The organism is Bifidobacterium sp. RTP21102st3_E2_RTP21102_210122, assembly GCF_040916945.1.
Taxonomy (GTDB): Bacteria; Actinomycetota; Actinomycetes; order Actinomycetales; family Bifidobacteriaceae; genus Bifidobacterium; species Bifidobacterium longum.
The window spans coordinates 102,800-115,076 of the sequence record NZ_JBCPAN010000002.1 but is presented as its reverse complement, the minus strand read 5'-3'; the positions used below and the strand labels follow the sequence as shown (position 1 = coordinate 115,076).

The 12,277-nt window shown below is 51.0% G+C and carries 11 protein-coding genes; all 11 read right to left on the bottom strand.

The features are described from left to right. Positions 1-930, bottom strand: coding sequence for a glycosyltransferase (locus tag AB5287_RS02530; protein ID WP_007055212.1), 930 nt, complete (start codon positions 928-930; stop codon positions 1-3). Then, the gene (locus AB5287_RS02525; protein WP_007055202.1) at positions 927-1,994 is read right to left on the bottom strand and encodes a glycosyltransferase family 2 protein; all 1,068 of its coding nucleotides are present in this window, start codon (positions 1,992-1,994) and stop codon (positions 927-929) included. Before AB5287_RS02525 ends, AB5287_RS02530 begins: the two co-directional genes overlap by 4 nt. After that, positions 1,991-3,004, bottom strand: a complete 1,014-nt coding sequence (locus AB5287_RS02520; protein ID WP_007055188.1) for a nitroreductase family protein — start codon at positions 3,002-3,004, stop codon at positions 1,991-1,993. The genes AB5287_RS02525 and AB5287_RS02520 overlap by 4 nt, the downstream gene beginning before the upstream one ends. 12 nt (positions 3,005-3,016) lie before the next feature. Continuing rightward, on the bottom strand, positions 3,017-4,159 hold the full coding sequence (locus AB5287_RS02515) for a polysaccharide pyruvyl transferase family protein (RefSeq protein WP_007055201.1): 1,143 nt from the start codon (positions 4,157-4,159) through the stop codon (positions 3,017-3,019). Positions 4,160-4,172: 13 nt separating this feature from the next. Next, the gene (locus AB5287_RS02510) at positions 4,173-5,318 is read right to left on the bottom strand and encodes an acyltransferase family protein (RefSeq protein WP_227249450.1); all 1,146 of its coding nucleotides are present in this window, start codon (positions 5,316-5,318) and stop codon (positions 4,173-4,175) included. Next, positions 5,273-6,379, bottom strand: a complete 1,107-nt coding sequence (locus AB5287_RS02505) for a glycosyltransferase family 4 protein (protein ID WP_032682400.1) — start codon at positions 6,377-6,379, stop codon at positions 5,273-5,275. Before AB5287_RS02505 ends, AB5287_RS02510 begins: the two co-directional genes overlap by 46 nt. Next, the gene (locus tag AB5287_RS02500; RefSeq protein ID WP_368220579.1) at positions 6,376-7,590 is read right to left on the bottom strand and encodes a hypothetical protein; all 1,215 of its coding nucleotides are present in this window, start codon (positions 7,588-7,590) and stop codon (positions 6,376-6,378) included. Before AB5287_RS02500 ends, AB5287_RS02505 begins: the two co-directional genes overlap by 4 nt. Then, positions 7,590-8,750, bottom strand: coding sequence for a glycosyltransferase family 1 protein (locus AB5287_RS02495; protein WP_007055193.1), 1,161 nt, complete (start codon positions 8,748-8,750; stop codon positions 7,590-7,592). Before AB5287_RS02495 ends, AB5287_RS02500 begins: the two co-directional genes overlap by 1 nt. Continuing rightward, entirely contained in the window at positions 8,747-9,235 is a 489-nt protein-coding gene (locus tag AB5287_RS02490) for an acyltransferase (RefSeq protein ID WP_007058630.1), read from the bottom strand. Before AB5287_RS02490 ends, AB5287_RS02495 begins: the two co-directional genes overlap by 4 nt. A gap of 89 nt (positions 9,236-9,324) precedes the next feature. Continuing rightward, entirely contained in the window at positions 9,325-10,434 is a 1,110-nt protein-coding gene (locus AB5287_RS02485) for a glycosyltransferase (RefSeq protein ID WP_007055213.1), read from the bottom strand. A gap of 105 nt (positions 10,435-10,539) precedes the next feature. Next, complete coding sequence (locus tag AB5287_RS02480; RefSeq protein ID WP_007055184.1) at positions 10,540-12,000, bottom strand: polysaccharide biosynthesis tyrosine autokinase; 1,461 nt, start codon at positions 11,998-12,000, stop codon at positions 10,540-10,542. Between the last annotated feature and the right edge of the window lie 277 nt (positions 12,001-12,277).

The window sequence follows — 12,277 nt, the reverse complement described above, 5'->3', positions numbered from 1 at the left end:
TTACCCAAGTACAACGACCTTTAAGGCAGCCATTGCTTCACGTTTTTCGGATGCATTAAGCAATGACCAAGGCAATGCAGGCAATGCCGTAATAATTCCTCGACGCAATTTTTTCTTCAACTCGGTTATCGCATTATTCTTATCGGCACCACGCAGACCTCGCAGCATAAGGCTAAAAGCATATACTCGATTATATTTGGCGCATCCCAAAAGATTTGGATGATGCGCTGCGATATACTGTTCCTGCATACGCTGGCTGCGCATCCAATCAAGCTTGGAATCTATTCCAACTCCATGCACCGAGGATTGCTCGTTTATGCTGTAATGGTAGCCTTGAATATGAGATACCGTGATTCGAGAACATCTGGAACGCACTCGCATGAGCATATCGGCGTCTTCTCCGACTTTCAGCTCCTGAAATTGCAGATTCGAATATTTTTCCGTTTTTGTCAACGTGCGCCATAACTCAAATCCAAAACGTCCCAATACATGCATCTGCATAATCTCTTCAGCATCAGATACAAGGGCGCATGCGCTATTCGACTCAACCCGCTTCTTGGACACCGCCATATCAGCGTTAGATTCAACCAACAATTGATACATCTCATCCAAATAGTGCTGATCAATCCAATCGTCACTATCGACCCATGCCAACAAATCACCAGTGGCACATGCCAAACCCGTATTCCGTGCTTTCGTCACTCCACCATTCTTCTGATGAACGACCTTGATGCGGGCATCTTTCACTGACCATGTATCACACATGGCCGGGCAGTCATCCGGCGAACCATCATCAACAAGAATGATTTCCAGATTACGGTAGGTTTGGCTTACGATACTGCCTACGCAACGATCCAGTGTTTGCTCAGCCTTGTAGACCGGCACGATCACGCTAATCAACGCATCCGGCGATTGCATTTCACCCGTCATCGCGACACCTTCGATCTTATCCGCTTCAACAGGTTAACCGCACGCATGATGATTCGCGTAGCTAAGACATTGCCGTTATGGATGAGCACGGTCATCAATCGATTTTTGGTACCGACCGCATTCACTGAGCGCGCACATTCGCGTACCACCGGATTGGCAATGATACCACGTACTATTGTTCCTCTCCTCTGCCGAATTTGCGGTCTACGATCGGCATATAGCAGAGAGAGCACAATCCACACATTCGTTATCAATCGATTATCGTGATCATTCAGATATGTCGGATTCCATTCCTGAATGATGGGCAACAGTGCGGCATGGACGCTCACGCGTCCTTCCAGCAGACGCGGATCAAATGTGTTCATGGTGCTGCCCGCACGCATCGAGTATCGATACAACGGCTCATCAATGGCAACCACCCGTTCCGCAGCCACATACAAGGGGAAGTTGAATGCGGAGTCCTCACCACCGGCAACGCCTTCGGGGAAGCGGATTCCAACCTGCTTCACAAACGAGGTCAGGAACAACTTATTCCACGGCGGGCATACATATTGGCCATGGCTCAGTTCCAAAAAATGACGTTTGAATTCTTTAGCAGTCTCCGCAACGAACGCCACGGAACTTTGCTGCGCGGAATCCAGCAGTGTTCCCTCATCGTTGTAGCGGTCATTCATATTGGCGTAGAAGACTATCTGCGCATCATAACGTTGCGCGGCTCGCACAGCGGTTTCAGCCAATTGAGGTTCAACGGCGTCATCGGAATCCACAAAACACAGATAATCACCGTGGGCAGCGTCCATACCGGCATTACGTGCAGCGGAGACCCCCTCATTGGCACGATGCAAGACGACAACTCGACTATCTCGGTCTGCCCATTCATCGCATTTCTTCGAGCTTCCATCAGGCGAGCCATCATCAACGAGAATAATCTCAAGATTCTTATACGTCTGATGCACGATGCTGCTCACACAACGATCAAGCCATCGTTCAACTTTATATACCGGAACCACAACACTGACCAATGGCAAGCCGGCATTACTGTTTTCGCTTGTTACAGCGCTCATGCGTGTACCGTCACAATCTCATCAGCGCTAAAGCGCTGAGACTTACAGGTCTTCACCTCATCACGGAAATGGCCGACCGCAATGTACATAACGAGGAATTCGCTGTCCGGGATGTGGAGCAATTCACGCGTCGCTTCATCACGTTTCATCGGCAACATGGTGTTAAGCGGACACGCGGCAATCTGCTGTTCCTCCAGTGCAAGCAACAGCGACATACCGAACAGTCCACCATCCGTATAGCATTCGTTGCGTTCATCCTGGTTCATCATCGTCTGATTGTCACCAGTGATAAGCACCAACGCAGGCGGCATCGGGTACCCACGGAATCCGCCCTGCAATGGCATGGCCTTTTTGATGAGCTCTGCATCAGTGATGATGTGCACTCGTGTGGGCTGACGATTGCAGACCGACGGCGTACGCATGGCGACACGCACCGCATTCATGATTTCTTCCACCGTCACCGGGGTTTCAGCGAATTCACGTACCGAATGGCGCTGTTCCATAAGTTGGGAGAACGAAAGCTCTGCGTTATCACGCTTGTCTGTACTCCGGATGATAAGGTCTCCGCCGCTTCGGTCGTTCGTGGATTCAATCTCGTTCCATATCCGTTGGCTGAACAGATCTTTGGCATAAGTCAAATCGAATTGCTTGGCCTCATGCCGCACACGATATTCGTGCAATGCGGATAGAGCGGTTCGATAGACCTCGTTATGTGCGATGTCCGGGTCTGTGGTACGCAGCGTCTCCATCAGCGGCGCCATCTGAGCCAACACCTTTTTGCCGAAACCATATCGGAAATCAGTGTGACTCAGCCCCTTTTCAATCTGATGGGTAAAGAATACGATCCTAGTTTCCAGATGACTTTTGCGCGTGGAGCCTCGTCTTGCGTAGTTGCGGCGGAACCGCTTCATCTGGTGAAGGGTTTCACGTCGTAATTTCATATCGGATTCGCATCCGCGTAACCATGCCAATGCCGATTCAGGCAGGAGACGTTTCATCAAAGCCTTCATGATGTGCTCCTTTTACTCGTTCACCTGCAACGCCGATTGCAGATAATCCAGCGAACGGTTGCGTTCCACATCCAATAGCGGATACACACACTCATAATCGATAACGTCATCGGTCCAAGCCTCGCCCTCGATAAGCTGCTGCCGCTCCAAACCACATGTGGAGAGCAATGAGCTCATACGGTCATCCATATTGACCTTACCGTTGTGCTTGCCACGTACCACATGGAACTGTTTGCCGAACAGAATGGAGAATGCCGTGCCATGGAACGAGGCGGTCAACACGTGCTCAGCGTTCTTAATCAGGCTGAGGTAATGGTTCGGTGCCGCCACCTCCAGCAGATGGAATCCATACTTCTCAAGACCATACGACTTATTGCCGGTGAACATTACATACACCGGCAACCCTGTGGCCTGAGCATACTGTTGCACAGCCTTAGCCGCGCTGTCGTTAAGTTCTATGGAGTCAATCGCGTAGTAGAAGATATACGGTTCCTCGACTAGCCGAGGAGCCGTGATTTCCTCGTAATCTTTCCGCTCAAGCAACAATGTGGGGTCAATAACCTGCGTCACCGGCTTGTCCAACAGCGGCTGGAGATAATCCTGCGCAGTCTTCTCTCGCACGGAAATGGCCTGGTAATCAGCCAGTAGTGTTCGATAATGGTTAGCAAGTGCCGTATCTCCACGTTTGTCAAGAATATGACCGCCCATGCTGGAGGCGTAAGAAACCTTAGGCTTGTGATGAACAAAGCTTAGGAAGTAAGCGTCACTATAATCCCACGCGTCCATGTTCCAGATCTGATCGCTGCCGGAGACGAATACATCGTATTGTGTCTCAAGATCACCCATCTGGGAGAGGTCCTCATAAAACTTCGGAGTGAGTTGCAGCGCCGAGTGCATAAGGTTAGTGAAATCGTTGTGACGTCGTTGAATCAGCTTGTGGTGGAACAGCGCATACAGATTCTTGGCGATGTCCTTCGGACCAGACACCTTCTTGTATACGTCATACAGATATTGCTGCCGGGGCGTCGAGAAATTGATGATATCGCAGTCATAGCCAAGCTGTTGAATCTTGCGCTGTGTGGCATACGCCTGCAAGAACGAACCATTATTGTGCGCAGCGTGATATGTAATCAGAGCTACCGAACGCGTGGGCATGTCAAGTGTCCTTTCAAGATGCAGCGCTAATACGACGCGGCTTCCCCAGGATTTGGGGGAAGCACCGGTTGGTGAATTCGACCATCGGAACGCATAGCAATACAGCAATCACTATACAAGCCCCTCCCCAAAGCAATTGCCATGGCCATGTGATGTTATTGAGAGGAATACCGCAGGCTCCCAGGATCTCTTCTCCGATAAGCAATCCCACTTGGTTCAGACTGTAGAAGATGAACGAATTTTTGCCTATGTATCGCAACAGTGAACTCACTGGCTTGGCGGCAGCGGTCCGCTCGTGGTATTCCAGCAACTGCAACAACCCCAACACCAACGCGATGCCGCCCAACGCGCCCATCATGGTGAACGGATACCATCCATACTCGTTCATATACACGTCGAGACGCTGATGGGCAATAGTTACATTCAACCACGTGCCTGCAGCCGTTACTACCAACCATAGCGGCAACCATGCCGGTCGGGTGATCGAGGCAAACCAAGTTTTACCCGGGGACTTAGCGAGGTACCCAAGCACAAAGAATCCGAAGCCCGTACATGCGGTTTCCAAACTCCACGGCACGATTTTGCCAATGAACGTGGCATAACAGTAGCCGACCACGGAGGCAATCAAAGCCAGAGACAAAAGCACACCAGCATGTTCCTTTGCCAGACCGAAAATCCAATAGGCCATAAGCTCGATGATGAATATGCTGACGAAGAACCATGGAATCACCGAGTAATCGCCGCCACGCAATTCCACGAAAACACCAATCAACAGCTTCAACGGGTTCACGGAATACGCTTCGCCTGCGATCAAGCCGTTCAGCCATTTGAAGAAGACTATGAGGAAACCGAACGTCAAGCCGGGGATAATGAGCGTGCGGACCTTATGCCAGAGGAATGGTCCGAACGAATGATATTTCCTAGTGGAAAACACATAACCAGAAAGGAAATAGAACACTGGGATATGGAAGGCATAGAACGAAGCCCTCACTGGTTCCGGGCATATGGCATGCCCCCAGAACACCAGTAATATGGCCAATCCCTTACCATAGTCCACCCAAGAGATGCGCCGGGCACCCGCAGAATGCTGTAGATTGTCGTTCATTCGTATCACTACCTTGATATCGGGCGAAGCACCATGTTCAGCAACGTCTTCCACTGGTCGATGATGGTTTCCTTGGCAAAGCGACCATCGCCGTCACCGGCATGCAGAGCATACCGCTCGCGTATTGCCCTGTCTTCAATGAGGCGATTGACGCTTTCAGCCATGCCAGAAATATCATCTGGACGCACTAAATTACCGTTGAGTGCATCTTCAATAATCTCTGACGGTCCGGTCGGGCAGTCAAAACTCACAATGGGAAGACCATACGCCTTGGCTTCCAGCAATACCATCGGCAAGCCTTCAAACCGTGAGGTCAGCACGAAAAACGCGGATTTACGGTAGTAGCTGTCCGTATCCGGTACTCGACCTTTCAGTATGAGTTGCTTACCGATGCCTGCTCGAGCTATCTTCTCTTCGAGCATTGGACGGTCTTCGCCTTCACCGAGAATAAGCCACTGCCAATCCGGGTGCCGCGGAAGCACCTGCTCCGCTACATCCACGAGCATGTCGAACCCTTTTTGATAGGTCAGACGACCGGAACTCAAAATCGTCTGAGACGCAGCAGCATATACCGGTGCCGGACTCGGTACGATCATTGGGTTCGGAATGTCGATGACCGGACATTTGGGGTTGAGATGCTGCTCATATAGGTTCTTGTCCGCTGTGGTGAGCGTCACTATGGCATCGGCCTTACGGGCCGCCCACGGCCGCGTTAGTTTACGGTAGGGCACACCGGGATTCTGCAGATAGTTGAAATGCTCCCAAGAGATGACCTTCACACCCGTGCCACGTTTCAATGGCAACGTATACATGTCGAGAATGCCGTCGATATCAATCAGCACGTCAATATGATGCTTTTTTACCAGTCCGCGCAGCTGTTTTACCGTATCAAAGTAATGCTGAATACCGTGTGTGACTGTCGAATACACAGTGTCCCGTTTGATGGCCTCGTCAATCGGGAAAAACGGTTGTGGCTGCTCCTCGAACAAACTGATGAAAAAAACCTTATAGGAGGAATCCTTCACCAACTCATTTGCCACCATAATGGAAACGTTCTCCGTGCCCCCGGATCGAGTAATGTCACCAGAGAAAAACGCGATATGCGACCTCGTCACGCGACTTCACCTTCCCATGACGATGAGTGTTTGGATTGCTTATGGAACTTGGATTTAAGGGCCGCCGCATTGGCCTTCCATGCTGAAACACATTGGTTGGAAGACATCACCAGTAAATGGAGCACCGGGAAAGTCGCTGATTCGTGCCGCACCCACGAGCCGAAATCGGGTTCGAAAATAGCTGACGCGAGGAAATAACCCAAGAAAATGGACAATGCGAGGAACTGGTTTTCATCCTCGATCTCATCGACATGAACAAACAAACTGGCCAAATATACCGTAACCGCCAGCTGGAAAAGCAAGAATGGAATATACTGCATGCCCTTCGTCAGTAATTCCACGGGAACGAGCATACGGGCCGCGTTGATACCGTAATTCACGAGGAATAGCGGAAGATTGCCGCTCGATGCGCTATCACCGCCAATCCAATTCTGAATGATGGTGACCGAGGCCTCGGTATCCGCATCACGACCAGCAAGGCTGGCATCGCGAACACTCATAATCAATTGGAATTCATCTGGCTTGGCCACACGTGCGACAAACATCACCGCGCATACCAGCACATACATACTGAGCAGAATTCCCAGTAATCGAACCACACGAGGAAGATTAACAAACCGGTGGAACAGGCGCAGAATGCAATAGACCGCAATGGCCAGCGCCGCAATCAGAATATAGTAGGCACGGAACACCGTACTTTCAAAATACAGAATCAACGATGAAATCAATAGCTTCACCGTGGTGTTGCCGATAGGCGAGATAATCACCAGATATACGGCAAAGAAGAACAGGAATTGAATGACGTCCTTGCCGATATTGAACACATAAATATTCAGCAATCCAACGCAAGCAAGAAGGAACACTAATTGAGGCAGATCCGACTCGTCAATTCTGGTGATTACCAACAGAATGATACCCGTCATCAACAGACCGAGGAACCAGCTCCAATCAGTCATCTTGACAAAATTGAACACGTTAACGGTCTTGAAGAAATTCGCAGCCACCTCATATGAGCCGCCCCATGCCTTGACCGAATCATCGCCGTTGGCCATACCGAGAATACGGTTATTGTCAAAAAAATATTTCTTCGGCAACATCAGCGTAATGATTTTCGCAATCATCATAACGATGAATGTCAGCATTATAGCGGCGTTTTTATTATGGTTGTCACGCCAATTATGAACGACTTGGTCCGTCTCTATTTGTTCCATCAGCGGCGTTCCCTCGCTTCAGCCTTGGCTAATGCATTCACATAAAAATCCTGCAGCCATTCGGCGTTCTTCACGATGTCATATCCCGCCTTGGTTACTGATTTCGCACCGTCGGCGCGATCAGACTTCGCGGCATATTTGTCACTCTGATCGAGAATATGCTTTGCCCATTCTTCGGGAGTGGAGTCCAAAGTCATGATCTGCACATTCCCGGTTACATCGCATTGCGGCGGCACTTTATCGGAAATCATGCAAGGCAATCCGGCGGATTGTGCCTCAATCATGGTCATGGGAAAACCTTCGAACAAGGAAGGCAATATGAATAAATCCATTCCTTGCATAAGGCGGTTCACATCGGTGCGCACACCAGTAAAGACCACACTCTCATCAAGACCAAGCTCATGTACCTTGGATTTGACTTGATTCTTGAGACTGTCGTCCAGTTCTCCACCGCCTACGAGCCATAGCCTGCTATTCGGACGCATCTTATGCACTGCAGCAAAGATATCCACAAGCTGCATGTGATTTTTCTGAGGGAAGAAACGGCCCACGTGACCGAGGACGAAACAATCTTCAGGAGTCTGGAACTCCGCGCGTACCTCTTCAGCCACTGTTGGGTCGTAGCGGTACAGAGCTGTATCTACAGCATTGCGCTCCTGGATCACCTTACTGCGATTCTTCACGCCAAACAGCCAATCACCAGCTTCCTGACCACACGCGAAATAATGTGTGGCATAGGGAGGCAGACGGAAACGGAAGTACTCACGAACCACAGACTTCAAATCAAATCCCACCGGACGATTGTGTGCATGGGCGATGCGCACTGGAACACCCATCTCCTTAGCGATACGCAACGCGAAATAGCTGCGTTCCTCCAGATTGGAATGGATAATCCGATATTCGGGATGTACCTTAAGAAACCCACGAAACTGACGCTTGTACTTGTCGAAATATTGCGGATATAGCGGACACATGCGGTACACTTTTCCGCCAAGTTCCGCAATCTCGTCCTCATAGGCGGCCTTATAGTCACGGTTGACGAGAAAATCATATTGAACCTTGCTGCGGTCCATGCGCCGCAGATAATTCATCGTCATGGTCTCGGCACCGCCACGGTCCATCACCGTGTCCAGCACGAGCACGCGCACCGGCTCGCTCATCGTCTAATCTCCTCAATTACCAGTTCCGTATTCTGCCGCACAATGACGTTATCCGGAATATCCTTCACAACCACGCAGCCAGCGCCTACCACTACATTATCGCCGATGGTTACACCTTTAAGAATCGTCACACTGGAGCCAATCCAGCAATGTTTCCCGATAGAGACCGCAGCCTCGCTGTATCCTTGGTCTTTGATCGGCGTCGTCGGATCGGCAAATCGGTGGTTATGATCGTAGATGCGCACGTTCTCGCCGAAAATCGTACCGTCACCGATAGTGATGCTCTTGCGCGCATGCAATGCGCAGAAATCATTGAAGAACACGTCATCGCCAAGAACCACGCGACCACCATTCTCAATTGTCAGCTGAAATGCACGGCGCATATGGAAGCGCTTGCCATACACGAAATCACCGTGGAAAACAATACGGTACAACCACTTCAGCATTAGCCCTGTGAACCGGTACCATACCTTGATGAGTATCATGGCTTGCTGCGCTCCTTACATTCATTACTTGCCCACGGCCATGTCTGACGATTCGACCGGCATTATGGCCCCATTCGTTGGGCCTACGACTATTGTTCGTACTCTTCGGTAATTCTACGGATCATTGCCCCTTCAGTGAATCGCTGGCGGTAGGTGTCCTTCACCGCCTCGAAGGTCGGGGAATCGTCCAACAACTTTTCAACGGCCGCGGCGCCCTGTGCAACATCACCTACAGCGAACAATTCACCGTTGACACCAGGCAAAACAACCTCGTCATTGCCCGTAGTGCGGGTAGCCACAATCGGCACACCAGCACACAACGATTCCAACAACGAGTATGGCATGCCTTCATACAGAGAGGGCAGTAAGTACACATTGAATGCACGTACCAATAGGCTGGTATCCTGTCGGTAGCCAAGCAGGTGCACGAATCCTTCGAGATGATGAGAAGCAACAAAATCACGCACCTGATCTTGCAGTTCTCCTGAGCCTATATATACGAAATGCGCATTTCTGCCATCATCGTGCACACGTTCGGCGATACGCACGAATGTCATCGGATCCTTGCGAGCGTCAAGCCATGCGGCTACACCAACAATCGGCACATCCTGAGGTACCAAATCATCCAATCCCAATCGGTGTCTAGACTCGGCACGAGTGGGCAACTGCAATTCAGGGACACCGTTGTAAATCACGGCGAATTTGCTCGGCTTATCGATGTGATGCCTGAGCGCACTGCGATATTCGCCATCACTCACATTGAAAGTACGTGTGGTTGCCCAACGACTCATCACGCGCTCAGCCAATCCAAACACCGCTCTCTTCTTCGCAGAGAACTCCGGCGCGTCAAACGCATAAGCATGCGGGGTATAAAAGATTTTCGGCACATGCTCCAGTTTGGCGGCGGCACGTCCAACAAGCCCGGCAATCGAACTATGGCAGTGCACAATATCCGGCTTGATGCGGCGCAATGTAGCCCGTAGGGATTTCACCGCTTTCCAACTCGCCCGAAGGCCAGCGGAACGAACCAGATTGGAATCAAGAATCAGCGTGACGTGCTTTGCCAGCTCTTCACGCTGTGACTCGAACACGTGGTCATATCGTTCTCCGTAGATGAGCGTTAATTCATAGCGCTCCGGATCGAGATTCTTCAACAACTGGAGTACATGCGTGCGTACGCCTCCGCCTACTGTCTCCACAATAAAGACGACTCGTTGCCTCAAATCTCTGCCTTCCCCTAGAACGTGTCCACCTTACGGAGTTCTCACTCCGCGCAGTCGGTTCTCTCGATTCTCCACGTATAATCAACGACCATCGGCCGTTGTACGACGCCCACGGCGGGCATTACGGGAAGCGGAATTCTGTGATGAGTCACCCGTCGAGGCCTTCGCACGGCGATTCTTGACTTCCGACTCTTCATAGTAGTAATAGTTGCCCTTACGGCTACGCTCATGCGCAACGCGGTTGAACGCCACACCGCCAATCCTTACGTGGGCGACTTTCAGCTCGCGCACTGTATTGCGCAGAGCCTTCTTCTGTCCAACATTCTGGCTGACAACGAGCAACACCGTACCACCGGAGCGAGCAAACACCGATGCATCGTTGGAAACCTGAATAGGGGCGGTGTCGATGATTACGTGGTCATAATGACGAGTGGCCTGGTCCACCATGTCACGCATGACATTGGAACCAAGAATCACATTCGAAGTAGAAGTTTCCTCAACAGGCAACACCTGCATCTCGGGCTTCCAATACCGTTGCACGGCAGTACGTGCATCGACATCACCCGCAAGCAACTTAACCAAGCCCACTGCATTGTTCAAGCCCAACGCCTTCGCCACAGAGGGGTGACGAGCATCCGCATCAATGAGCAGTACGCTCTCACCCTTCTCTGCATATACGGCTGCGAGATTGACCGAAACCGAGGTCTTACCCTCGTCAGGCACGGCAGAGGTCACGATAATCACATTGGAATGATCATTATCAGGGCGATCCTCATTACCGTTCTCGACGAACGACAGATTAGTGCAAAGCCTGCGGAATTCCTCAGCCGCATGGCCACGCGGCTTGACGATGACCGCAGGAACATGCCCGGCGACAGTGAAGCTCTTCGGGATAGATGCGAGAATCGGCGCATTGACCGCATTGGTAATGTCGGTCTGTGCATGAATATTGTTGTCTGCAAGCTCCCTCAGGAATGCACCCAACACAGCCACCACAAGAGCTGCGACCACACCGATCGCCATATTCGCTATGATGTTAGGCGAGGAGGGCAACGTAGGTTCAACAGGCTTCTGCACAGTAGTCAGCGTCAACATGTCCGAAGCATCGGCGGAAACCTGCTTGTTGAGTTGCTTGGCCACCTCGTTAAGAATCAGCGTGGTGTCTTTGGCGTTCGGATAAGTGACCGTGATATCTAACAAAGTGGTACCGGTAACGTTCTCGGCAACAACCAGCTTCCTGAGCTGCGGCACGGTCTCGTGCAGACCCAAATTGTCGATAGTCGGCTGAAGCACGGCATCAGACTGAACCACTTCAATATAATTCGCCAACTGAGCCGCTGCCGACGACGCCGCTGCCGACGACGATTGGGCCGTACTCGCATCTGCACTGGCGGTAGCCTTTGGCATCAGTTGAATCTGAGCGGAATACATGGGGGTAGCAGTGAAGGTGAAGCCAGCTACGGCACCCACGGTAACTACAAACAGAATAATCTCAAGAATCCAGTGGCGCTTAATGGCCCGGAACAAATCCGCTACCGTCATCTTCTCCCTTTCGCTGACGTTTCACATTTCACACTGGGCATAACTCTACTCAGGGGTATGCCAAGATGCAGGACACGTCCCACAGGCGCACAATATCATCGCGGCGGAAGGATGGCGGCGCGCTATCGTTTTTGCCGTGAGTACGTCGACAAAGAAACCCCGAGCATGAGCGTTGATATTCCAACGTTCATGCTCGGGGTTTTCATATATGAGGCACTTTCTCTACAGCAGACAGCTATCTGCGAGTTACCGGATGTACCTCTTTGAACGGTGAGAC

Bases quoted from the DNA above. Each gene is read 5' to 3' on its own strand.
- AB5287_RS02480 (WP_007055184.1), bottom strand. From the start codon at position 12,000: ATGACGGTAGCGGATTTGTTCCGGGCCATTAAGCGCCACTGGATTCTT.
- AB5287_RS02490 (WP_007058630.1), bottom strand. From the start codon at position 9,235: ATGATACTCATCAAGGTATGGTACCGGTTCACAGGGCTAATGCTGAAG.
- AB5287_RS02495 (WP_007055193.1), bottom strand. From the start codon at position 8,750: ATGAGCGAGCCGGTGCGCGTGCTCGTGCTGGACACGGTGATGGACCGT.
- AB5287_RS02515 (WP_007055201.1), bottom strand. From the start codon at position 4,159: ATGCCCACGCGTTCGGTAGCTCTGATTACATATCACGCTGCGCACAAT.
- AB5287_RS02530 (WP_007055212.1), bottom strand. From the start codon at position 930: ATGACGGGTGAAATGCAATCGCCGGATGCGTTGATTAGCGTGATCGTG.
- AB5287_RS02500 (WP_368220579.1), bottom strand. From the start codon at position 7,590: ATGGAACAAATAGAGACGGACCAAGTCGTTCATAATTGGCGTGACAAC.
- AB5287_RS02525 (WP_007055202.1), bottom strand. From the start codon at position 1,994: ATGAGCGCTGTAACAAGCGAAAACAGTAATGCCGGCTTGCCATTGGTC.
- AB5287_RS02520 (WP_007055188.1), bottom strand. From the start codon at position 3,004: ATGAAGGCTTTGATGAAACGTCTCCTGCCTGAATCGGCATTGGCATGG.